Source organism: Paenirhodobacter sp. CAU 1674, assembly GCF_029222945.1.
Lineage (GTDB): Bacteria > Pseudomonadota > Alphaproteobacteria > Rhodobacterales > Rhodobacteraceae > Rhodobacter.
Genome location: NZ_JARHUH010000003.1, coordinates 254,943 through 277,602 on the forward strand (window position 1 = coordinate 254,943; position 22,660 = coordinate 277,602).

Sequence of the window (22,660 nt, forward strand, 5' to 3'; positions counted from 1 at the left end):
GGCGCATGACCGATGTATCGCTTCCCTCTCGTGCCCTGACGCAGACCGCAGATCTTTTGCGCCACGATCTGGTGCGCGCCGCCGATCTGCCCGCGCTCGACCGGGTTGCGGCCGAATTCCGCATCCGCGTGACCCCGGCGATGCAGGATGCGATTGCCACGCCCGGCGATCCGGTGGCCGCGCAATTCGTGCCCGACGTGGCCGAGCTGACCACCCGCCCCGAGGAATTGCTCGATCCGATCGGCGATGCCGCCCATTCCCCGGTGCCCGGGCTGACGCATCGCTACCCCGACCGGGTCATCGTGCACATCACCAAGACCTGCGATGTCTATTGCCGCTTCTGCTTCCGGCGTGAAACCGTGGGCGAGACCGGCCCGCTGCCCGCCCCCGATCTGGCGCGCGCGCTGGACTATATCGCCGCAACCCCCGCGATCCGCGAGGTGATCCTGACCGGCGGCGACCCGCTGACCCTGTCGGCCCGGCGGCTGGGCGATGTGCTGGCGCGGCTTGGCACAATGGATCACGTCGCGCTGGTGCGTCTGCACAGCCGGGTGCCGGTGGTGGCCCCCGAACGCATCACACCCGCGCTGGTGGACACGCTGGCCGCCGCGCGACCGACCGTCTGGCTGGTGGTGCATACCAATCACGCGCAGGAACTGGTGCCCGAGGCCCGCGCCGCGCTCGCGCGACTGGCGCAGGCGGGCGTGCCGCTTTTGTCCCAATCGGTGCTGCTGCGCGGAGTGAATGACAGCGTGGCCGCACTGAGCGATCTGTTCCGCGCCCTGCTGGCGGTGCGGGTCAAACCCTATTACCTGCACCACTGCGATCTTGCGCGCGGCACCAGCCATTTCCGCACCACGATTGCCGAGGGACGCGCATTGATGGCCGCGCTGCGCGGCCATCTGTCGGGCACTGCGCTGCCGACCTATGTGCTCGACATCCCGGGCGGGTTTGGCAAGGTGCCGATCACGGCCGATCACTTCACCCCCGGCACGGCCCGGGGGCGGTGGCGAGTGACCGACTGGCAGGGCGGCGTGCACGACTACACCGACCCGCTGCGCTAACGCGCCCCCTTCCCCTTGGGCCACGGCCCCGTTAGGGTGCGCGCATGAAATGGACCCTGCCCAATATCCTGACGGTTCTGCGTCTGATCGCCGCCCCCGGTGTGGCGGTGATGTTTCTGTATTTCCACCGCCCCTGGGCGGACTGGTTCGCGCTGGCGCTGTTCATCACCGCCGCGGTGACCGACTGGTTCGACGGCTATCTGGCGCGGCTGTGGAAGCAGGAAAGCAAGTTCGGCGCCATGCTCGACCCGATTGCCGACAAGGCGATGGTGGTGATCGCGCTGGTGGTGCTGACCGGCTATTCGGGGATGAACCCCTGGCTGATCCTGCCGGCGACCGTGATCCTGTTCCGCGAAGTCTTCGTGTCGGGGCTGCGCGAATTTCTGGGCGCGCAGGCGGGGCTGCTGAAGGTCACCAAGCTGGCGAAATGGAAGACCACCGCGCAGATGGTGGCCATCGCGATGCTGTTTCTGGGCACCGGGCTTGCCTATCTGGAGCAGGGCCGCGCCCCGCGCGCGGGAGAGGGCGATCTGCCCACCGGCGTGTCGCCCGCCGATCTGGCCAATCACGCAGGGCTGGCGCTGATCTGGATCGCCGCCGCGCTGACCGCGGCAACCGGCTGGGATTATTTCCGCAAGGCCCTGCCCTTTCTGAAGGATACGCCCCGTGGTTGATATCGTCTACTTCGCCTGGGTCCGCGAACGCATCGGGCTGGCACGCGAAACCCTGCAGACAGATGCCGCGACGGTGGCCGATCTCGTCGCCGAACTTTGCGCCCGCGATCCGCGCTATGCCGCGGCCTTCGCCGATACCTCGGCCCTGCGCGTGGCGCTCGATCAGGAGCTGTCCGATTTCGACGCGCCGCTTGGGGGCGTGCGCGAGGTGGCCTTCTTCCCGCCGATGACCGGGGGCTGAGATGCGGATCTCGGTGCAAGAGGCCCCATTTGATTTCGCCGCCGAGATGGCGGGCTTCGGACAGGGCCGCGCCGATGTCGGCGCCATCGTCAGCTTCACGGGTATTGTGCGCGACGACAGCGGCCAGATGACCGCGCTGGAGCTGGAGCACTACCCCGCCATGACCGAACGCGCGATTGCAAAGATCGTGGACGAGGCCGTCACGCGCTGGTCGCTAGGCGATTGTCTGGTGATCCACCGCATCGGCAAGATCGCGGTGGGCGCGCCGATCATGATGGTCGCCACCGCCGCCCGCCACCGGGTCGCGGCCTTCGAGGCGGCGGAATTCCTGATGGATTACCTGAAATCCCGCGCCCCGTTCTGGAAGAAAGAGCATTCCGCAAGCGGCGAGACCGCCTGGGTCGCCGCCAAGGACGCCGACGAGGACGCGCTGCGCCGCTGGTAAGCGCGCAAGGGGGGCGCTGCCCCCTCTTGGCTTTGCCAATTCACCCCCGGGATATTTATGCCAAGCTGAAACAGCGCCCGGTTTCCCCTTTCAGCTTGGCATAAATATCCCGGGGGAGCGCGCCTGCGCGCGGGGGCAGAGCCCCCTTCTGTCAAAGATTATCCTCGACCCGGAAGCCATCCGGGATCGCGTCGCGCCCCTCCAGCACCAGATCGGCCATCACCTCGGCCACCTTGGGCGCCATGCCGAAGCCGATCTTGAACCCGCCATTGGCAATGAAATGGCCCGCCCGCCCGGGCCAGGCGCCTAGCATCGGCGCGCGGGATTTCGCCCGCGGGCGCACCCCGGCCCAGCGATCCACCACTTCCGCTTCCGCCAGCACCGGGCAGATCCGCCGCGCTTTGTCGATCAGCGCGTCGAGTTGCGCATCCACGGTATCGGGGGCGTCATAGTCTCGCTCTGACGTCGAGCCGATCGCCACCGTGCCATCGGCATGGGGCACGATATGCAGCCCTTCGGCATAGACCTGCGGCGCCGGTCCCGCGTCATGGCGCAGCAGCGCCGACTGGCCCTTGACGCCATTGCCGACCGGCTTGCCCAATGCCGCCGACAGCGCGGCCAGACCGGGGGCGCCAGTGGCGTGGATCACCGGGCCGACCTCTGCGCCCTCGCCCAGAACGATTTCACCGCCCAGGGCGGTCAGGGCGGCGGCCAGTGCCGCGCCCGCGGCACGCGGGGCGGCGCGTGCCGACAAGGTGTCATGCACCACCAGCCCGGTGGGCGAGAGTGGGGCAAGCGGGCCAAACGCGGCCACCGGGGCCACACGCCAGACCGCCGCATCGCCCCAGTGCAGTGCGGCCCCTGCCGCGCGCGCCTGCGCCAGCGCGACGGCGGTCTCATCGGCCAGCGGCTGGATCCGCCCCACCCTGGCATAACCCGGATCGCGCCCGCCGATGGCGCGCACATCGTCCCAAAACGCCTGCGCCATCAGCAGGCTGTCGAGTTGAAACTGTTTTTTCGGATTCCATTGTTCGGGCACATGCGGGGCCAGCGCGCCGACCGTGCCACCCGACGATCCCGCGCCGATCCGCGCCGTCTCGATCAGTCGCACCCGGGCGCCGCGCCGGGCCAGCGTGAATGCACAGGCCAGACCGAAGACCCCCGCGCCGCGCACCGTCACCCGATCGCCGCTTTCTGCCCTTGTCATCGCGCGCCCCTTTCGCCACTGTCCGGCCCTGCCCCATTGGTGCCAAGGCCTACCCCCGATGTCCCTTCCTGACCAGAGCCAAGCCGCCCTTGAATGGCGTGACGATGCGATCCCCGTCTCGACCCGGTTCGACGACCCCTATTTCAGTCTGGCCAACGGGCTTGATGAAACGCGACATGTGTTTCTGGCAGGCAATGATCTGCCCGCGCGGCTGCGCCCCGGATTTCAGATCGCCGAACTGGGCTTCGGCACCGGGCTCAATCTGCTGGCAACCCTGATCGCCTGCGGCGACACGCCGATCCGTTACACTTCGTTCGAGGCCTACCCGATGAGCGCGGCGGAAATCGCCCGCGCACTGGCCACCTTCCCCGAGGCCGAGGCCGTGGCCGCGCCGTTTCTGGCCGCCTGGGCGCGCGGCGACCGGAAGTTCCAGCTGGGCCCCATTGATGTGGACATCGTGATCGGGGACGCCCGCGAAACCCTGCCCGCATGGGACGGGTGCGCCGATGCCTGGTATCTGGACGGGTTTTCCCCCGCCAAGAACCCCGAACTCTGGGGGTCCGATCTGATGGCGGCAGTGGGCGCCCATACGGCACCGGGCGGCACCTTCGCCACCTATACCGCGGCGGGCTTCGTGCGGCGCAATCTGGCGGCGGCGGGGTTTGCGGTGACCCGCGCTCCGGGCCATGGCCACAAGCGCCATATGAGCCACGGGGTCAAGGCATGAGAACGCAGGATCTGCGCGCGGGCATCGTGATGATGGTGGTCACGACGATCATCTTCGCGCTGCAAGACGGCATCTCGCGGCATCTGGCGGCACAATACAACACCTATATGGTGGTGATGGTGCGCTACTGGTTCTTTGCGCTGTTCGTGATTGCCATGGTGATGCGGCGGCCCGGAGGGCTGGGCGTGGCGCTGCGCGCCCATCACCCCTGGCTGCAAAGCCTGCGCGCGTTGCTGCTGGTGGCCGAGATCTATGTGATGATCTTTGCCTTCGTGCATCTGGGTCTGATCGACACGCATGCCGTTTTCATCTGCTATCCGCTACTGGTCGCGGCCCTGTCCGGCCCGATCCTGGGCGAGCGGGTGGGCTGGCGCCGCTGGGTCGCGATCGGCATCGGCTTTCTGGGGGTTCTGGTGATCCTGCAACCGGGCGGCGGCATGTTCAGCCTGACCGCGGCGATCCCGCTGGCGGCGGCGGCGATGTTCGCGGTCTATGGCCTGCTGACCCGATATGTGGCGCGGCAGGACGCGGGCGAGGTTTCCTTCTTCTGGACCGGCATTGTCGGCGCGATCTTCGCGACCCTCGTTGGCATGTGGTTCTGGCAACCGATGAGCGCGCCGGACTGGGGCTGGATGGCGTTGCTGTGCCTGACCGCCGTTGCGGGCCACGGCCTGCTGATCCGCGCCTACGAGGTGGCCGAGGCCTCGGCGCTGCAGCCCTTCGCCTATCTGCAACTGGTCTGGGGCGCGGCCCTGGGGATGAGCGTGTTTGGCGACACTCTGCGCCCCAATGTGGTGGCAGGTGCCGCCATCGTCGCCTCGGCCGGGCTGTTCACCCTTTGGCGGGCGCGCAAGGCCGCCGCCTAGCGCCCGCGCAATTCGTCGGTGAAGCGCTTGGCCGGCAGGCCCAGACGGGCGCGATAGACCGGCAGGCTTTCAGCCACCCGCATCACATAGTTGCGGGTTTCGGAAAACGGGATCATCTCGATCCAGTCGACCACATCGACCGAAGCCGCGCGCGGATCGCCCCGTTCGGCCATCCAGGCACGCGGCCGCCCCGGCCCCGCGTTATAGCCCGCCGCGACCAGCACCGGCGAGGCGCCGAATTCATCGCGCAGCACCCCCAGATAGGCGCTGCCCAGCTGCATGTTATAGGTCGGGTCCGACGTCAGCCGCGCCAGATCATAGGGCAGTCCGGTCTTTTCGGCCATCATCTTGGCGGTGCCCGGCATCAGCTGCATCAACCCGCGCGCGCCGACAGGACTGACCACCGTCGGGTCGAATTCGCTTTCGCGCCGGGCGATCGACAGGGCCAGTTCCTCGGGAACACCCAGATCGTGGGTGGTCAGTTCCGGGATCGGGTAATAGGCGGTCACCAGAACCTCGCCATTGCCCGCCGCGCGTTTGCCCAGGCTCAGCGCCAGATGCGCATCGCCCCAGTCCAGCGCAAGTCGGGCAAGCGGCGCGATCTGCTCGGCGGGCAGGCTTTCTTCCAGATGCAGCAGGAAGCGCCCGGCCAGCGCATCCTGCCCCGCCGCGTGCAACAGCTGCGCGGCCTGAAACACCGAATGACGGGTAAAGGGGGCGCCTTGCCAGTCGGGCAACGGTTTGGGCGTGGTGAAGGCGGGGTCGGGCGGCAGGCCCGCACGTTCCGCCGCCAACAGACCATAGAACGCCGTCTGGAACCGCGCCCCTTCGGCATAGGCGGCGCGGGCCTCGGCGCTCTTGCCCATCGCCTCCAGCGCGCGGCCCTGCCAATAAGCCGCGCGCGAAGTGCTGATCGGGCTTTGCACGGCAGCGCCGAGCGCCTGGAAATGGCGCAGCGCGGTCGGCGCGTCGCCCAGTTTCAGCGCGGCATAGCCCGCGACCCATTCCAGATCGGCGAAATCGCCGCCCTCGGCCGCCAGCCGGTGCCGCGCCGCCAGTTTGTAGGCCAGCTGCGGGTTGCCATCGCGCAGGAACCAGCGCGCCAGATTGGCGCGCAGCCCGGCCCATTGCGCGGGGTCGCCAAGGTTTTCGGCGGTATCCGAACGGTCCAGCATGATCTCGGCCGCGCCTGCTTCCAGATCGTTGCGCCAACGCCAGGTCGCCCGGTCCAGCGCCAGCCCAGCCGATCCGAGCATCCGTTCCGGCACCGCCTCGACCAGCGCATCGACACCGGTCTCGCGCGCCTGCAGCGCGATCCGCGCCGCCGCCACCGCCCGCGTGCCCGGCGTCACCAGATCCAGCATCACCCGCGCCTGATCCAGCGCGCCACGATCCAGCATGGCCTGCATCCGCCCGCCGTGATGCGGCCCGATCAGATCGGCATGGCGGGCGCGAAAGGCCGCGTGTTCCTCGGGGCTGAGCTTCAACCCGCGCCAGGCGGTCTGCGCGACCGATGCCGCCTCGGTGTCGCGCCCCAGGGCCTGCAACGCCGCCACAAGCGCCAGCGCGCCCTCGCCGGTCTGCGGCGCGGTGGCGCCGAAATAGGCCACGACCTGCGCGGGCGCCACGCCCTCCAGCGCGGCCTCGCCCTTGCGGTGCAACAGCTCCATCCCCGGCCAGTCGGCACGACGGGTGGCGAAATCGGCATAGGCTGCAAACTCCCCCTCGCCCGCGCGCAGCCGGTGCCATTCGACGATATCGAAGGCCAGCGGCCCGGCCAAACGCGCCTGCGCCTCGGCCCCTACCCAATCCTGGCGCGCCACCGCCTGCATCGCGGCGGCAAATGCGGGTGCGTCATCGGCACGCGCAGTCAGGGGCGCAAGGGAAAGACAGGCGACCAGAAGGGCCGCACGGGACAAGGGTCGGATCATCGCTCTGCTCGCTGTTTTCCCCTTCCTGCCCGCTCACGCCCCCGCGTGCAATTCACAAGTTGGCAAGCGCGCACAGGCGTCTTATGTTCCGCGCGATTTCAACGGGCGAATCCGCCCATACCGCAAGGAGCGTGTCATGTTCAAAGGGTCCATCCCCGCCCTCATCACGCCGTTCAAGAACGGCGCGCTGGATCTGGACGCGCTCAAGAAGCTGGTCGAATGGCATGTGGCGCAGGGCAGCCACGGTCTGGTTCCGGTGGGCACCACCGGCGAGAGCCCGACGCTGAGCCATGAAGAGCATATGCTGGTCATCACCGAGGTGGTGAAAGCCGCGGCAGGCCGGATTCCGGTGATCGCGGGCGCGGGCTCGAACAGCACGGCCGAGGGCGTGCGCCTGATCCAGCATGCCGCGAAAACCGGCGCCAATGCCGCGCTGGTGGTGACGCCCTACTACAACAAACCCACGCAACGCGGGATGGTCGCGCATTTCACCGCGATGCATGACGCCTGCGACCTGCCGATCATCATCTACAACATCCCCGGCCGCTCGGTCATCGACATGTCGCCCGAGACGATGGGCGAACTGGCGAAACTGCCGCGCATCATCGGCGTCAAGGACGCAACCGGCAAGATCGAGCGCGTCTCGATGCAGCGGGCCGCCTGCGGCGCCGATTTCGTGCAGCTGTCGGGCGAGGATGCCACCGCGCTTGGCTTCAACGCGCATGGCGGCGTGGGTTGCATCTCGGTCACCGCGAACGTGGCGCCCAAACTCTGCGCCGAATTCCAGGACGCCACGCTGCGCGGCGATTACGCCACCGCGCTGGCCTATCAGGACAAGCTGATGCCACTGCACACCGCGATTTTCGTCGAACCCGGCGTGGCCGGTGCGAAATACGCGCTGTCGAAACTGGGCATGTGCGCACCCGAGGTGCGGCTGCCGCTGACCGAGCTGCTGGACAGCACCAAGGCGCAGATCGACGCCGCGATGGCACATGCCGGCCTGATCTGAGGCCTGTGCCCTTGTAGGAACCGCGGCGGGGGGCTTTGCCCCCCGCTTTGCTTTTCAGCAAAGCTCCCCCCAGGATATTTCGGCCAGCGAGAAAGCTGCTTTCACTCTGGCCGAAATATCCCACGGGGGTCCGGGGGTGTGAAACCCCCGGGGCGCAACGGCAAGCGGTGTCAAACGTTGTGCAGGTAAAGCTCGTAATCCACATCCGCGATCCAGCGCGCCACGCGGTCATATTCGGCGGCCTTGATCGCGGTGAAGGTGCGGTGCATGTCGGTCCCCAGAGCTTCGCGCAGGAAGGCCGATGCCTTTGCGGCCGCAATCGCCTCGCGCCAGTCGCCGGGGATCGGCAGATCGTCGGCGCCGCCCTCATAGCCGTTGCCGGTGGTTTCCGGGCCCGGGTCGATGCGGTGTTTCAGCCCGTGGCGGATGCCGGCCAGCACGGTCGCGGCGACCAGATAGGGGTTGGCGTCAACGCCCGAGGGGCGATGCTCGATCCGCCGCGCCTTGATGTCTCCGGCCGGAATGCGCAGCGCGACCGAGCGGTTGTTCACCCCCCAACTGGGGCTGACCGGCGCGTAGGACTGGTTAGCAAACCGCCGCCAGCTGTTGGCATGCGGCGCAAAGACCAGCATCGATTCCCCCATCGTCGCGCGCAGCCCCCCGATGGCGTGCTTGATCGTATCGGTCCATTCGCCCTCGACCGCCTCGGCAAAGACGTTGCGGCCCTGTGCATCCTGCAACGAGACGTGGAAATGCATGCCGGAACCTGCGTATTTCTCGACCGGCTTAGCCATGAAGCAGGCCACCACCCCATGCCGGCGCGCCTGCATCCGCACGATGCGTTTGAGCCGGATCAGGTCATCCGCGGCCTGCATCACATCAGTGCGGTAATCCAGCGTCAGTTCATATTGCCCCGGCGCATATTCCGAGATCACCGTTTCGGCGCGAATATCCATCGCCTCGGCGGCACGGTAGATGTCTGAAAACAGCGGCTCCATCCCGTGCAGGTGATCGACCGAATAAACCTCGGTCCAGTCGCTGCGGCGCCCGTCCAGAACGGCGGCCGCCGGGCGCACGCCCTGGCTGCGGTCGGGATCGAGCAGGAAGAACTCCAGCTCGAACGCGCCGGCCGGGAACAGGCCTTCGGCGGCCATCGCATCGACCTGACGGCGCAGCGCGTGGCGCGGGTCCGAGGTCATCTCGGTCCCGTCCAGATGAAACATCGACATCAGCAATTCGCCGCGCGGCGGATTGGTGCCATGCAGCGGCTTGAGCGTGCCGGGGATCGGCCAGGCGCGCAGATCGCCATCGCCCTGATCCCAGATCAGCCCGGTTTCATGCACATCCTCGCCCACGATATCGAGGCCCAGAATGGAAATCGGCAGGTGGCGCCCGTTCTTGTACAGCCCGGGCAATTCGTGGCGGCGGATGATCTTGCCGCGGCCGATGCCGTTGGCGTCGTGCAGCACGATGTCGAAGGCTTCGATTTCGGGATGGGCGGCAAGAAAGGCCTCGGCTTCGGCGAGGGTCGATCCGGTGGGAGAGTGGGTCATGTCAGGTCTCGAACAAATGGCCCAGCACATCGGCGAACGCGGCGACCAGTCGGTCGATCTGGCGGGTCGAGGTGGCGGGCGAAATCAGCATCATGTTGTGGAAGGGGGCGATCAGGCAGCCGCGGTTGAGCAGCGCCTGATGGATCGCGGCCTCGAGCGCGGGGTGATGCGCGGCCTCGGCCTGCGTGCCAGTGTGCAGCGGTCCGGGGGCGCAGATGAATTCCACCCGTGCGCCGACGCGCACCACATGCCAGGGCGCGGCGAAATGGGCGATCTGCTTGCTGAGCCCCGCGCAAAGTCGCGCGGCGCCCGCCTCCATCCGGGCATAATTGTCGGAGGTCATCACCTGCGACAGGGTCGCCACCAGGCAGGCGAATTGCATCGGATTGGCGGAAAGCGTGGTGCCCATGCCGCTGTGCCCCGCCGGGCGCGTGGCGTCATAGGCCGCGAAGCGCTGCGCGACATCTTCTGTCATGCCCCAAACCGCAGTGGGCACCCCGCCCGCCACGCATTTGCCGACGACGAACATGTCGGGTTGCAGCCCATGCACCCGGGTATAGCCGCCCAGACCCGAGCTGATCGTATGGGTTTCGTCGATAATCAGCAGCGCGCCATGGCGCGTGGCCAGTTCGCGCAGCCCGGCGTGAAAGCCCTGACCGGGCAGCACCATGCAGGAATTGGTCATCACCGGTTCGGTCAGGATCGCGGCCACATCGCCCGCCGCCAACGCCGCCTCGACCGAGGCCAGATCGTTGAACTCGGCCACGACGGCGGTCTGCGTCAGATCCGCGACCTGCCCGACCAGACCGGGGCGCGCCTCGGTCCCCGCGGGGCCCAGCCGCACCATCGTGTCATCGACCGTGCCGTGATAGCAGCCATTGAACACCAAAACCTTGCGCCGCCCCGTCACCGCGCGCGCCACCCGCAGGGCAAAGCGGTTGGCATCGGTGGCGGTGGTGGCAATCTGCCAGCGCATAGGCCCGAAACAATCCGACAGCAGCGCGCCCGCCTGCAATGCCGCCTCGGTGGGCAGCATGTAGGTCAGCCCGCGACCGGCCTGCGCACGGATCGCGCGCGCCACCGGCGCCGGGCTGTGGCCGAACATGCTGCCGGTATCGCCCAGACAGAAATCGTCGATGCGGTGGCCGTCGATGTCCTGGATCACCGCGCCTTTCGTGCGGGCCACCAGCATCGGGAAGGGCTGCGGCCAGTCGCGCATCCAATGCATCGGCACCCCGCCCAGATAGCGCTGCCCCCCGGCGGCCAGTGCTGCCTGCGTGCGCGGACGCGCCTGCGCGTATCGCGCGGCTTCATGTGCGGCCAGGGCCGCGATCCGCGCGGCAGGCACACCGCCGATCCGATCAGTCATGGGGAAACCCTCCGGGCCATATCGGGGTCACACAAGCATGCGGCCCCTGCGCCGTCAACTCGGGCTCTCGGGTCCGGCGGCGACGGCTCAGCCGCGCTCTGCCTCGGAGCCGGTCGTCCCGGCCGCCGCTTGCGCCGCCGCCTGCGCGGCCTCACGCGCGGCCTCTTTGTCGGCGTCCTCGACCTCTTGCAATTCCAGCGCCGAGGTGTCGGCAGCGGGCGTGTAGACGGCCCAATCGCCCTCTCCCTCGGGCGGCGGCAACCGCTCTGGGCGCCAGTCGCGCAACAGATTGGCCTTGGCGATGAAATGTGCGGTGATCGGCGCGGTCAGGAAGATGAACAGCGTGATCATCAACTCGTGCAAGCTCAGATCGCCCTTGAACGCCGCGAAATAGACCATCGAGCCGATCAGCACCGCCCCCACGCCCAGCGTCGCGGCCTTGGTCGGCGCGTGCAGCCGCGTCATCGGATCGGGCAGCTTGACCAGACCGAAGCTGCCCACCAGCCCGAAGAAGCCGCCGATGACCAGAAGCGCCGCGATCAGGATTTCCCAGAACAGTTCCATCACATCCTCACTCGATGATATCGCCGCGCAGCACGAATTTGGCATAGGCCACCGTCGCCACGAAGCCGGTCATGGCGTAAAGGATCGAGGCTTCGAAGAAGATCGCGGTGCCTTCCCAGATCCCGAACAGCACCAGAAGCGCGATCGCGTTGATCGCCATCGTGTCGAGGGCAAGGATGCGGTCGGTCACGCCGGGGCCGATCACGACGCGGTAGAGGTTGAACAACAGCGCCACGGCATAGCAGGCGATGGCGAACATCAACGCAACGGTGATCATTCGAAAATCTCCTTCAGCCGACGCTCGTAGCGTTCCTTGATTTCGTCCCGCACGCCGTCGGGGTCAGGCGCATGCAGGCAGTGCACCAGCAGGCTGTGCCCATCGGCGGCCAGCTCCGCCGTCAGGGTGCCCGGCGTCATCGTGATCGTTCCGGCCAGCGCGGTGATCGCCTCGGGTTCGTGCAGGTCCAGCGGCACCGTGACCCAGGCCGGTTCAAGCTTGGCATTGGGCACGAACAGCACGATCCGCGCCACCGTGATGTTGGATTTCAGAATATCCCACAGCACGATCAGCACATATTCCACGATCATCGGAAAATTGCGGACGCGGGGACGGTCGGGCCAATAGGGCGCGGTGATCCATGGGATCACCAAGCCCATCAGCAGCCCGAAGACCAGCGAATTGATCGTATAGGCATTGGCCAGCAGCAGCCAGACCGCCGTCAGCAGCAGCGTCAGATGCGGGTGGGGAAGCAGTTTCTTCAGCATCGCATCCTCCCTCAATGCCCGGCTTCGGGTTCGGCGGCATGGGCCGGATCGGGCGCCTCGTCGTCTGCGGCATGCCCGTCTTCATGCCCCGAAGTGGCCGACCAGGCGCGCTCATAGGCGCCCTGCATCACCGCGTCGATATAGGCCTGAGGCGCGTGGATCTGCGCCGCCGTGACGCGCAGCCAGTCGGTCGCGGGACCGGCCAGCACGGTCAGCGCCACAAGCCCGGCCAGCAATCCGCCCGCCGCCGTGAAGGCCAGCCCCGGCGACGTGGCATCGCGCGGCCCTTCGGGGGGGATGCCCTCGGCCGCATGGGCCTTCCAGAATACCATCGAACCCGCACGCCCGAAGCCCACGATCGCGATCAGCGATGTGACCAGGATCGTGCCCCAGATCAGCCAGTCGCCGCGCGTCGCATCCAGGATCATCAGCTTGCCCAGAAACCCCGACAGCGGCGGCATGCCGGCCATGGCGATGGCTCCGGCAAAGAACATGCCCGCCAGCAGGCCCGCGTTCTTGACCGGGCGCACCGGCACCAGCCGCAGCCCCGCCGCCCCGCGCCGTTCGCGCACCAGATCGACGATCAGGAACAGCGCGGCGGCGGCCAGCGTCGAATGCACCATGTAATAAAGCCCCGCGGCAGTCGCGCGTTCGTCGAACTGGCTGAAGGCCAGCATCATCGTGCCGACAGAACCGATCACCGAATAGGCCACGGTGCGGCCCATGTCGCGCGCGCCCAGAACGCCCACCATACCGATCACCAGGCTGACCAGCGCTGCGGGCAGCAGCACCTCTTGTGCCAGCAGACCGATCGTGCCGCCCGCCGGAAACACCAGCGTATAGACCCGGATGATCGCATAGACGCCGACCTTGGTCATAATCGCGAACAGCGCGGCCACCGGCCCGGGCGCATTGGTATAGGTCGCGGGCAGCCAGAACTGGAACGGCACCAGCGCCGCCTTGACCGCGAAAACCAGCATCAGCAGCACCGCGCCGACGCGCAGCAGGCCGGTTTCCGTTGCGGGCATCTGCGCCACCTTCTGCGCCAGATCGGCCATGTTCAGCGTGCCGGTCACCGAATAGATCGTGCCCAGTGCGAACAGGAACAGGGTCGAGCCCGCAAGGTTATAGACCACATATTGCACGCCCGCCTTCAGCCGCGCCTCGCCGCCCGAATGGATCATCAGCCCGTAAGAGGCGATCAGCAGCACCTCGAAGAACACGAACAGGTTGAACGCATCGCCGGTCAGGAAGGCCCCGTTGATGCCCATCATCTGAAACTGCATCAGCGAATGGAAATGCCAGCCGCGCTTGTCCCAGCCCGAGCCGATGGCATACAGAACCACCGCCAGCCCGAGCGCCGAGGTCAGCACCAGCATCAGCGCCGACAACCGGTCAAGCACCAGAACGATGCCGAAGGGGGCCTCCCAATTGCCAAGGCGATACACCTCGGGCGGGTTGAGGCTGGCCGAGGCCGCCAGTGTCAGTGCCAGCGCCAGCAGCGCGACCATGCCCGCCACCGAAAACACCCGCTGCGTGCGCAGATCAAACCGCATCCACAGCACGATCAAGGGCGCAAGGAAGGCCGGCAGAACGACCGGCGCGATGATCCAGTGACCCATCACTTCGTCTTCTCCTCCTCGCCCAGATCAATGCGGTCATTGCCCGCCTCGATGAAGGCGCCCAGCGACAGCATCACCACCACCGCCGTCATCCCGAATGAAATCACGATCGCCGTCAGCACCAGCGCCTGCGGCATCGGATCGGTATAGCCCGGGGTATTGGCCCCGGCATGGCCCAGGATCGGCGGCATGTTCACCGCCAGACGCCCGGTGGCGAACAGGAAGATGTTCACCGCATAGGACAGCATCGCCATGCCCAAAACCACGGGGAAGGTGCGCAGGCGCAGGATCAGATAGATCCCGGCGGCGGTCATGATGCCGATGGCACTTGCAACCAGCGCTTCCATTATTGTTCCTCCCCCTTGGCCGCGCGGGCGCTCAGCCAGCGGCGCGGCAGCGGCGTGCCCGCCGGATAGGCCACTGCGGCAGCCGCGGCAACCTCGCGCGCGGCGGGTTTCTCGGCGACGATATGGGCGCCTTCTTCATCCTCGATCGCGGCGGCCCGGCGTGCCAGACGGCTCAGACCGCCCAGCGACAGCATGACCGACCCGACCACCCCCAGGAACACGCCCAGATCGAAGCCCGCCGCGGTGGCCAGTTCGAACTTTTCAAGCCCGGGCAGCTTCACATAGCCGAAGTCCGAGGTCAGGAAGGGCATGCCGTTGAACCAGGCCCCGGCGCCGGTAATCCCGGCCGCCAGAACGCCCGCCCCGATCAGAACGTGGTAATAGACCTTCTGCCGCGCCTGGGTCCAGGCAAAGCCTGAGGCCATGTATTGCATCACCAGAGCGATCGAGACGACCAGCCCGGCGATGAACCCCCCGCCCGGCAGGTTGTGCCCGCGCAGGAAGATGAACACGCCCACCAGAAGCGCAATCGGCAGGATCACCCGCGACGCGATCAACAGCATCAGCGGGTGCTTGTCGCCGCCGCGCACCATATCCGGGCGCCAGGCGATCAGCTTGCGCGAGGCGGTGCCCGACAGCAGCGCCTCGGTTAGCGCAAAGATCACCAGTGCGGCGATCCCCAGAACTGTGATCTCGCCATAGGTATCATAGCCGCGGAAATCGACCAAAATGACGTTCACGACGTTATCCCCGCCGCCCAGCTCGTACGATTTTGCCAGGTGATAGGCCGCCATCGTCTCGAACGAGAAATCGCGCATCATCAGCGCATAGATCAGCCCGCCGACCGCCAGACCGCCCGCCATTGCCAGCGCCGCATCGGCACTGAGCTTGAGCCGCCCCGATTCCAGCGCCGTTGTCTTGGGCAGGAAGTTCAGTGCCAGCAGCATCAGCACCGCCGTCACCACCTCGACCGAGATCTGGGTCAGCGCCAGGTCCGGCGCGGACAGATAGATGAAGCAGATCGACACGATCAGCCCGACGATCGAAATCAGCACCAGCGCCAGCAGCCGGTTGTGATGGAAGGCCACCACGCACAGCGTCGCCGTCACCAGCATCACCCAACCGACCAGCGCGACCGGCGTCACCGGCAGCATCGCGCGGGTGATCGGCCCCTGCGTGCCCCCGGTCCAGGCCCACAGACCCGCCGCAATCGAGCCCAGCGTGAACAGCATCAGATACCGTGCCATTGCCCCGTTGTGCAGCGCAGCGGTGAAGCGCCCGGACAGATCGGCAAAGCCCTCGACCAGCCAGTCGAAGATCACCTTGGCTTCGGGGCGCGGCATGCTTTCCCACAGCAGTTTCAGCGGCTTGAACAGCGCCAGCAGGGCAATACCCCCCACCACCGCGATGCCCGACATCATCAGCGCCGGGGTCACCCCGTGCCAGTGCTTGATCGGATGCATGTGCAGATCGCCCCCCACCACCGCATTGGCCGCCATCTGCACATAGGGCCCGGCAAAGGTCATCGGCATCACCCCGATCAGCACGACCAGCGTGACCAGGAACGCAGGGCTTGCCCACATGCCGATGCCCGGATCATGCGGCGTATGCGGGTAATCGTCGCGCACCGGGCCGAAAAAGCCATGCGCGATGAAGCGGAACGAATAGGCCGCCGAGAACAGCGCAGCGAGCGTCGCCACCACCGGCACCAACCAGGTCGTCTCGGCCCAGACGGTATGGGCGGCCTCTTCCAGCATCAGCTCCTTGGACAGGAAGCCGTTGAACAGCGGAATCCCCGCCATCGACAGCGCCGCGATCACGGCGATGGTGGCGGTGATCGGCATCAGGTGGCGCAAGCCCCCCAGACGTTTCAGATCGCGGGTATGGGCCTCGTGATCGACGATGCCCGCCGACATGAACAGCGCCGCCTTGAAGGTGGCGTGGTTGATGATGTGGAACACCGCCGCCACCGCCGCGGTTTTCGTGCCCAGCCCCAGCAGGAAGGTAATCAGCCCCAGATGCGACACCGTGGAAAACGCCAGCAGCGCCTTCAGATCGTCCTTGAAGATCGCGATCTTGGCGCCGATCAGCATGGTGATCAGGCCGGTCGTGGCCACCAGATAGAACCACTCGGGCGTGCCCGACAGCACCGGCCAGAGCCGCGCCATCAGGAACAGCCCCGCCTTCACCATCGTCGCCGAATGCAGATAGGCCGACACTGGCGTCGGCGCGGCCATCGCATGGGGCAGCCAGAAATGGAACGGGAACTGCGCCGATTTGGTGAAGGCCCCGCCCAAGATCAGGATCAGCGCGGGCAGATACAGGTCCGAGGACTGGATCGCCTCGCGGTGTTTCAGGATTTCCGAAATGTCGTAGCTGCCCGCGATATTGCCAAGGATCAGCATCCCCGCAATCATCGACAGCCCGCCCAGCCCCGTCACCGTCAGCGCCATGCGCGCGCCCTGCCGGCCTTCGGGCAGGTGTTTCCAGAACCCGATCAGCAGGAACGAGCTGAGCGAGGTCAATTCCCAGAACACCAGCAAAAGCAGGATGTTATCCGACAGAACAATGCCCACCATCGCACCCTGGAACAGCAGCAGATAGGTATAGAACTGCCCCGCCGGATCGGCCTTGGTCAGGTAATAACGAGCGTAAAGGATAATCAGGATGCCGATGCCAAGGATCAGCGTGGCAAACAGCATGCCCAGCCCATCGATCATAAAGTTCGCGTTCAGACCAAGCCAGGGCAACCACTCGAAACGCGCCTGGATCACCTCGCCGCGCAGCACCGCAGGCAGGTGCAGCAACAGCCCCAGCAGCGCCAGCCCCGAGGTCAGACCCGCAGCCGCCGCCGCATGGGTGCGCCCGGTTCGGATCAAAAGCGCGGGCAGGAATGCTCCGATGAAGGGCAAGGCGGCGATGAGGGCAGGCGACATCGGTCTTTGGTCCGTTCTTTGGCGGGCCTTTGGGGGCGTGGGCAGCTTGGCTGGGTTACCGAAGATGCGCGCCGGGCCTGTGGCACAAGGGTTTACCTTAAGTGCGAAAGCCACCCCCGACTGTCAAGCACAACCGGCCCATTCTTTTGCCTCTCGGGCGCGACCAATGGAACAAACCGGCGCGACTCACCCCCCTGCCGCGGTCGCCAGACATCCGCGCAGGCGTGGTGCGGCGGCGTTACGGGGCGCCGGAACCCTCGCAAAATTGCGCGGTGAAACCCTTCGCAACCGCAGAATGCGCAATATTCCGCAAGTTCGGCGCGGCAGCTCGGCAACATTGCGCGGATTGCGTCCTCGTCACGCGCCTTTGACGCTTTTGTAACACGATGCCACCTTGCAAGTTTTTCGGCTCTATGCGTAAGAAATCAGCAAACAGGCCGCCCTGATCGGCCTTGAGAACTACCTGAGATTACTTGGAAAATATATGCCCGCGATGCGCCCTGACACCCGTTCGGTTCTGACCCGCCGCCGTCTGCTTGCAGCGGCGCCTGCGGGCGTTTTCCTGGCCTGCAGCACGGCGCTGCCCCGGCTGGCCTTCGCACAGGATGCGGCCGCGCCGGTGGCAGCCCCCGAAACCCTGGCCGAACCTGCCGCGCCGCAGCAAAATTTCGACTTCGACAGCCTGTCGCAAGAGATGCAGGCGATGGCAGCCAAGCCGCCGGTGCCGGTGCAGATGCCGGAAAGCTTCCTGTCCGGGCTGACCTATGACGATTACCGCCTGATCCGCTTCAACCCCGAACGGGCGCGGTTCTCGGATATCGAGGGATCGCAATTCCAGCTGCACGCCTTCCACATGGGCTGGCTATTCAAGGAACCCGTGCTGCTTTACGAAGTGGCCGACGGTCAGGCCCGGATCATGGGCTTCGACACCGACGATTTCATCTATGAACGCGAAGCGCGCAACCACGTCCCCGAGCATGCCCAACTGCCCGGCGTTGCGGGGTTCCGCCTGCATCATCCGCTCAACCGGCCCGATGTGTTCGACGAACTGGCGGCCTTCCAGGGGGCGTCCTATTTCCGCGCGCTCGGCCGCAATTCGGCCTATGGTCTGTCGGCACGCGGGCTGGCGCTGAACACCGGGCTTTCGGTGGCCGAGGAATTCCCGCGCTTCACCCGGTTCTATATCGAACGTCCGGCTGCGGGCGCGGGCACCGTCGTGGTCTATGCCGCCATGGAAAGCGCCTCGCTGACCGGGGCCTATCGTTTCGTCATCACCCCGGGCACCGAAACGCTGATGGACGTGACTGCGCGGCTTTACTTCCGCGCCGATGTCGAACAGCTGGGCATCGCGCCGCTGACCTCGATGTTCCTGTTCGCGGAACGCAACCGCCACGCCTTCGACGATTTCCGCCCGAATGTGCATGACAGCGACGGTCTGGGCATTACCCGCGCCGATGGCGATCTGCTGTGGCGCCCCCTGTCGAACCCGCCCCGGCTGGCATCGAGCTATTTCGTCGAAACCGCGCCGAAAAGCTTCGGTCTATATCAGCGCGATCGCGAGTTCGACCACTATCAGGATGCCGCCGCGTTCTACGAACGCCGCCCGTCCTGCGTGGTGGAGCCGATGGGCGACTGGGGCAAGGGCGCGATCCGTCTGGTCGAGATCCCGTCGGATCTGGAGGTCAACGACAACATCGTCGCCTTCTGGGTGCCCGAGGCCCCGGCAAAGGCCGGCGACACGCGTGAATTCGCCTATCGGCTGCGCTGGGGAGATCTGCCCTTCGACACCCGCGACGAACGCGCCTATGTTCTGGAAACCCGCGCAGGCGTGGGCGGTGTGTCGGGCGTCGAGAATGCCGATGGCACACGGAAATTCGTGATCGACTTCAAGGGCGGACTGCTGGGCAACATGCCGGGCGACCGTCAGGAGGATCTGAAAGTCGTGGGCACTGCGGTCAATGGCGAGATCAAGACCCAGACGCTTTCGCATCTGTGGGGCACCGACATCTGGCGTCTGGTACTTGATGTCGCAGCGCCGCGGGGTGCAACCGTGGAACTGAGTGCCCATATTGCGGGTTACGACCGCAAGCTTACCGAAACCTGGCTTTATCAATGGATCAAGGCATGACCGCACATCTTCTCCCTTCGGCGGCACACCCGATCGACTCCGTGGCCGCTTATACCCCCGGCGCACTGATCGCGGGGCCCTGCGCGCTGCCGCAGGCACCGCTGGCGATGCCCGCACAGGTGATCGAGGCCCCCACCGGCCTGCTGCGCCGGCTGATTTCCGGCCTGATCCCGCACCACCCGACCGCGCCGTCGACAGGCGCTGGCGTCTGATCTCATGACACATCGCCAGTCGCGTGTCGGGCTTTATGCCCTGCGCGGGCTCGCGCTCGCGCTCAGCCTGTTGGCGGGCCTGGGCGCCTTTGTGCTGTTCTTGCAGTTCGGCGATGCCGACGGGCTTGATGCGCTGGATATCCTGCGCGCGCTGCTGATCCTGATCTCGACCCTCTGGCTGGCCTGGGGGGCGGTTCAGGCGCTGATCGGGCTGACCAGTTTCGCGCGTCCCCCGGCCTATGACCCCGCCGCCCCGATCCGCGGGCGCACCGCGATCCTGATGCCGGTCTATAACGAAGACCCGCTGGCCACGTTTTCGCGGGTGGCGGCGATGGATGCCTCGCTGGCCGCGGTGGGCGATCCGGCGCAGATCCATTTCGCGATCCTGTCGGACACCCGCAACGAAACCATCGCCCGGCGCGAAGTGCAGCTTTTTGCGCATCTTGTCGCGGACCGGCACGGGATGGGGCGGTTCTTCTATCGGCGGCGCGAGATGAACACCGGCAAGAAGGCCGGGAACATCGAGGATTTCATCACCCGGTCCGGCGCGGCCTATGATTATGCGCTGATCCTGGATGCCGACAGCCTGATGGACGGCGCGACGATCCTGCAGATGATCCGCCGGATGGAGGCCGAACCCCGGCTGGGCCTGTTGCAGACGCTGCCCAAGGTGATCCGGGCGCGGTCGCGTTTTGGCCGGGCGATGCAGTTTTCCGCCAGCTTCTTTTCGCCCGTCTTCGCGCGCGGTCTGGCGATGATGCAGGGCGAGACCGGGCCGTTCTGGGGCCATAACGCGCTGGTCCGGGTGCGCGCTTTCGCCGAAAGCTGCGGCCTGCCCGCGCTGCGTGGCAAGCCGCCGTTTGGCGGCCATGTGATGAGCCACGACTATGTCGAAGCCGCGCTGCTGGCGCGCGCCGGCTGGATCGTGCGGCTGGACGACGACCTTGACGGCAGTTTCGAGGAAGGCCCCGAAAACATCGTCGATCACGCGAAACGCGACCGGCGCTGGTGCCAGGGCAACCTGCAACATTCGCGCATCATCGGCGCGCCCGGGCTGCGCGCCTGGTCGCGCTTTGTCTTTGCGCAGGGCATCATGGCCTATATCGCACCGCTGTTCTGGCTGGGCTTCATCCTCGCCTCGATCGCCGCGCCGCTGATGGCCCCGCCGCCGGATTACTTCCCGGAACCCTACTGGCCCTTCCCCTATTTCCCGCCGTCCGAGGCCTCCAAGGCGATCGGTCTGGCGATCGGCATTTTCGGCCTGCTGCTGCTGCCCAAGATCCTGATCGCAACCCGTGCCGCGCTGAGCGGACGGGCCCGCGGATTTGGCGGCCCGGCACTGGCCTTCGCCTCGACGATCGGCGAGCTGGCGTTCTCCTCGCTCACCGCGCCGGTGTTGCTGATGTATGCCACGCGCTCGGTGTTTCAGGTGTTGCTGGGCCGCGATGGCGGCTGGCCCACCAACAACCGCGGCGACGGCTCGCTGAGCCTGCGCGAAAGCTTTCTGGCCGCGCACTGGATCGTCAGCATCGGCCTGATCGGGCTGGCGGCGACCTGGCTGTTTGCACCCGGCCTGTTCCTGTGGCTGCTGCCCGTCGGCGTTCCGATGATTTTTGCGCCGGTCTTGCTGTGGTGGTCCTCGCACCCCTCGACCGGACGTCTGATGGGGGTGCCCACCGAATATGCACCCCCGCCGATCATGGTTCTGCATGATCAGATTTTTGCGCGCTGGACCGCGGCACTCGATGCCGAACCGGCCCCGGAGACGACCCATGCCTGACACTCTGCCCAAGCTGCCCACGAGCCGCGACCCGCGGCTCGATTTCTTCCGTGGGCTGAGCCTGGTGATGATCTACCTCAATCACGTTCCGGGCACGATTTACGAGATGTTCACCTCGCGCAACTTCGGCCATTCGGATGCGGCCGAAGGCTTCGTCTTCATGTCGGGGACCGCGGCGGCCATGGCCTATGGTCCGAAACTGCTGCACGGGCTGAACTGGGAAGGCATGCGCAAGATCTGGGGCCGCGCCTGGCAGCTGTATCTGGTGCATCTGTTCACGGCGGTCTGGGCGATTGCCATTGTCTCGGGCGCGGCGCTGTGGTTCGGCGGCGAGGCCCTGCTGACGCGCAACGCCTTCAAACCCCTGACGCAAGAGCCGCTGGCCTTTCTGGTGGGCATCGCCACGCTCGGCCATCAGTTGGGCTATGTGAATATCCTGCCGATGTATGCGGCGATGTTGCTGGCCACACCCTTCCTGATCCGGCTGGGACAACGCGCGCCGATGGGGCTTCTGGCGTTCAGCGTCGGGCTTTGGGTGCTGACCGGCATGTTCCGGCTGAACCTGCCCAACTACCCGTTCGAAGGCGGCTGGTTCTTCAACCCTCTGGCCTGGCAATTGCTGTTCAGTCTGGGCCTGCTGACCGGACTGGCGCTGCGCCGGGGCGAGCGGTTCGTGCCGGTGAAATCCTGGCTGATCTGGCCTGCGGCGATCTGGCTGGTGATTTGCGCGATCTGGGTCAAATCCGAGTATCTGATGGGCACGCTTGGCCATGTGGTGTGGCAGTTGCGGCAATGGGGCGTGCCGTTCTTTCTGGTCGATTTCGACAAGACCTTCGTGTCGGGGCCGCGGCTGACGCATATCATGGCGCTGGCCTATATCCTGTCTCTGCCCGGTCTGGTGCCGGCGGTGGCGGCCAGCCGGGCGATGGCGCCGGTGCGCCTGCTGGGGCGGCACGGCCTGCCGGTGTTTGCCGCAGGCACGGTGCTGGCGATCTTTTCCCAAGCGGTGAAAGAGGTGCATCCCGGCGGGTTTGCGCAGGACAGCGTGCTGATCCTCGGCGGGCTTGGGGTGCAATATGCGCTGGCCTTCGCCCGCGAAAAACTCTCGGGCAAGGGCGGCGGCAACAAGGCCGCAGCGAAGCATCCGCCCACCCCCGCAAAGTCCGCCCCCGAACATCGCGGCGCGCCAAGCCAGTTTCAGGCCAATCCCGCCCGCTAAG

The 22,660-nt window shown here is 66.5% G+C and carries 21 protein-coding genes; 11 read left to right on the forward strand and 10 right to left on the reverse strand.

Going from position 1 to position 22,660, the window contains the following annotated elements:
- The first annotated feature begins 5 nt into the window (after positions 1-5).
- Genes P2G62_RS05745 through P2G62_RS05760 form a run of 4 tightly spaced genes read left to right on the forward strand, consistent with a single transcriptional unit; the run spans position 6 to position 2,424 of the window.
- Positions 6-1,064 (forward strand): lysine-2,3-aminomutase-like protein, encoded by a 1,059-nt coding sequence (locus tag P2G62_RS05745; protein WP_275733923.1) that lies wholly within the window; start codon positions 6-8, stop codon positions 1,062-1,064.
- 44 nt (positions 1,065-1,108) lie between these two features.
- Positions 1,109-1,738 (forward strand): CDP-diacylglycerol--glycerol-3-phosphate 3-phosphatidyltransferase, encoded by a 630-nt coding sequence (gene pgsA / locus P2G62_RS05750; protein ID WP_275733924.1) that lies wholly within the window; start codon positions 1,109-1,111, stop codon positions 1,736-1,738.
- On the forward strand, positions 1,731-1,979 hold the full coding sequence (moaD, locus tag P2G62_RS05755; RefSeq protein WP_275733925.1) for a molybdopterin converting factor subunit 1: 249 nt from the start codon (positions 1,731-1,733) through the stop codon (positions 1,977-1,979). The genes pgsA and moaD overlap by 8 nt, the downstream gene beginning before the upstream one ends.
- A 1-nt stretch (position 1,980) precedes the next feature.
- Positions 1,981-2,424 carry a molybdenum cofactor biosynthesis protein MoaE gene (locus P2G62_RS05760; RefSeq protein WP_275733926.1) on the forward strand — a complete coding sequence of 148 codons (444 nt, stop codon included), beginning with the start codon at positions 1,981-1,983 and terminating at the stop codon, positions 2,422-2,424.
- Between the two features lie 151 nt (positions 2,425-2,575).
- Here the strand turns inward: P2G62_RS05760 and P2G62_RS05765 are convergent, their stop codons facing one another.
- The gene (locus tag P2G62_RS05765) at positions 2,576-3,631 is read right to left on the reverse strand and encodes an FAD-binding oxidoreductase (RefSeq protein ID WP_275733927.1); all 1,056 of its coding nucleotides are present in this window, start codon (positions 3,629-3,631) and stop codon (positions 2,576-2,578) included.
- 58 nt (positions 3,632-3,689) lie between these two features.
- Here P2G62_RS05765 and mnmD point away from each other — a divergent pair, with 58 nt between their 5' ends.
- Both mnmD and P2G62_RS05775 read left to right on the forward strand, forming a co-directional pair.
- Entirely contained in the window at positions 3,690-4,358 is a 669-nt protein-coding gene (gene mnmD, locus P2G62_RS05770) for a tRNA (5-methylaminomethyl-2-thiouridine)(34)-methyltransferase MnmD (RefSeq protein WP_275733928.1), read from the forward strand.
- The gene (locus P2G62_RS05775; protein ID WP_275733929.1) at positions 4,355-5,224 is read left to right on the forward strand and encodes a DMT family transporter; all 870 of its coding nucleotides are present in this window, start codon (positions 4,355-4,357) and stop codon (positions 5,222-5,224) included. The genes mnmD and P2G62_RS05775 overlap by 4 nt, the downstream gene beginning before the upstream one ends.
- Here the strand turns inward: P2G62_RS05775 and P2G62_RS05780 are convergent.
- Positions 5,221-7,155 (reverse strand): lytic transglycosylase domain-containing protein, encoded by a 1,935-nt coding sequence (locus P2G62_RS05780; protein WP_275733930.1) that lies wholly within the window; start codon positions 7,153-7,155, stop codon positions 5,221-5,223. The genes P2G62_RS05775 and P2G62_RS05780 overlap by 4 nt on opposite strands.
- A gap of 136 nt (positions 7,156-7,291) precedes the next feature.
- Here P2G62_RS05780 and dapA point away from each other — a divergent pair, with 136 nt between their 5' ends.
- On the forward strand, positions 7,292-8,164 hold the full coding sequence (dapA, locus tag P2G62_RS05785) for a 4-hydroxy-tetrahydrodipicolinate synthase (RefSeq protein WP_275733931.1): 873 nt from the start codon (positions 7,292-7,294) through the stop codon (positions 8,162-8,164).
- Positions 8,165-8,334: 170 nt separating this feature from the next.
- Here dapA and P2G62_RS05790 read toward each other — a convergent pair whose 3' ends face one another.
- The 8 genes from P2G62_RS05790 to P2G62_RS05825 form a co-directional block, all read right to left on the reverse strand.
- Positions 8,335-9,717 (reverse strand): glutamine synthetase family protein, encoded by a 1,383-nt coding sequence (locus tag P2G62_RS05790; RefSeq protein WP_275733932.1) that lies wholly within the window; start codon positions 9,715-9,717, stop codon positions 8,335-8,337.
- Position 9,718: 1 nt separating this feature from the next.
- On the reverse strand, positions 9,719-11,086 hold the full coding sequence (locus tag P2G62_RS05795; RefSeq protein WP_275733933.1) for an aspartate aminotransferase family protein: 1,368 nt from the start codon (positions 11,084-11,086) through the stop codon (positions 9,719-9,721).
- Positions 11,087-11,173: 87 nt separating this feature from the next.
- Complete coding sequence (locus P2G62_RS05800; RefSeq protein ID WP_275733934.1) at positions 11,174-11,650, reverse strand: Na+/H+ antiporter subunit G; 477 nt, start codon at positions 11,648-11,650, stop codon at positions 11,174-11,176.
- A gap of 7 nt (positions 11,651-11,657) precedes the next feature.
- On the reverse strand, positions 11,658-11,927 hold the full coding sequence (locus P2G62_RS05805) for a K+/H+ antiporter subunit F (RefSeq protein WP_275733935.1): 270 nt from the start codon (positions 11,925-11,927) through the stop codon (positions 11,658-11,660).
- A complete protein-coding gene (locus P2G62_RS05810; RefSeq protein ID WP_275733936.1) occupies positions 11,924-12,415 on the reverse strand; it encodes a Na+/H+ antiporter subunit E in 492 nt (163 codons plus the stop codon). The genes P2G62_RS05805 and P2G62_RS05810 overlap by 4 nt, the downstream gene beginning before the upstream one ends.
- Positions 12,416-12,426: 11 nt before the next feature.
- Positions 12,427-14,037 (reverse strand): monovalent cation/H+ antiporter subunit D, encoded by a 1,611-nt coding sequence (locus tag P2G62_RS05815; RefSeq protein WP_275733937.1) that lies wholly within the window; start codon positions 14,035-14,037, stop codon positions 12,427-12,429.
- The gene (locus P2G62_RS05820) at positions 14,037-14,384 is read right to left on the reverse strand and encodes a Na+/H+ antiporter subunit C (RefSeq protein WP_275733938.1); all 348 of its coding nucleotides are present in this window, start codon (positions 14,382-14,384) and stop codon (positions 14,037-14,039) included. Before P2G62_RS05820 ends, P2G62_RS05815 begins: the two co-directional genes overlap by 1 nt.
- The gene (locus P2G62_RS05825; RefSeq protein WP_275733939.1) at positions 14,384-17,320 is read right to left on the reverse strand and encodes a monovalent cation/H+ antiporter subunit A; all 2,937 of its coding nucleotides are present in this window, start codon (positions 17,318-17,320) and stop codon (positions 14,384-14,386) included. The genes P2G62_RS05820 and P2G62_RS05825 overlap by 1 nt, the downstream gene beginning before the upstream one ends.
- 484 nt (positions 17,321-17,804) lie before the next feature.
- Between P2G62_RS05825 and P2G62_RS05830 the strand changes: the two genes are divergently transcribed.
- Genes P2G62_RS05830 through P2G62_RS05845 form a run of 4 tightly spaced genes read left to right on the forward strand, consistent with a single transcriptional unit; the run spans position 17,805 to position 22,659 of the window.
- Positions 17,805-19,448 carry a glucan biosynthesis protein G gene (locus P2G62_RS05830; protein ID WP_275733940.1) on the forward strand — a complete coding sequence of 548 codons (1,644 nt, stop codon included), beginning with the start codon at positions 17,805-17,807 and terminating at the stop codon, positions 19,446-19,448.
- Entirely contained in the window at positions 19,445-19,660 is a 216-nt protein-coding gene (locus tag P2G62_RS05835) for a hypothetical protein (RefSeq protein ID WP_275733941.1), read from the forward strand. The genes P2G62_RS05830 and P2G62_RS05835 overlap by 4 nt, the downstream gene beginning before the upstream one ends.
- A 4-nt stretch (positions 19,661-19,664) precedes the next feature.
- Entirely contained in the window at positions 19,665-21,440 is a 1,776-nt protein-coding gene (mdoH, locus tag P2G62_RS05840) for a glucans biosynthesis glucosyltransferase MdoH (protein ID WP_275733942.1), read from the forward strand.
- On the forward strand, positions 21,433-22,659 hold the full coding sequence (locus P2G62_RS05845; RefSeq protein ID WP_275733943.1) for an OpgC domain-containing protein: 1,227 nt from the start codon (positions 21,433-21,435) through the stop codon (positions 22,657-22,659). The genes mdoH and P2G62_RS05845 overlap by 8 nt, the downstream gene beginning before the upstream one ends.
- Position 22,660: the final 1 nt, after the last annotated feature.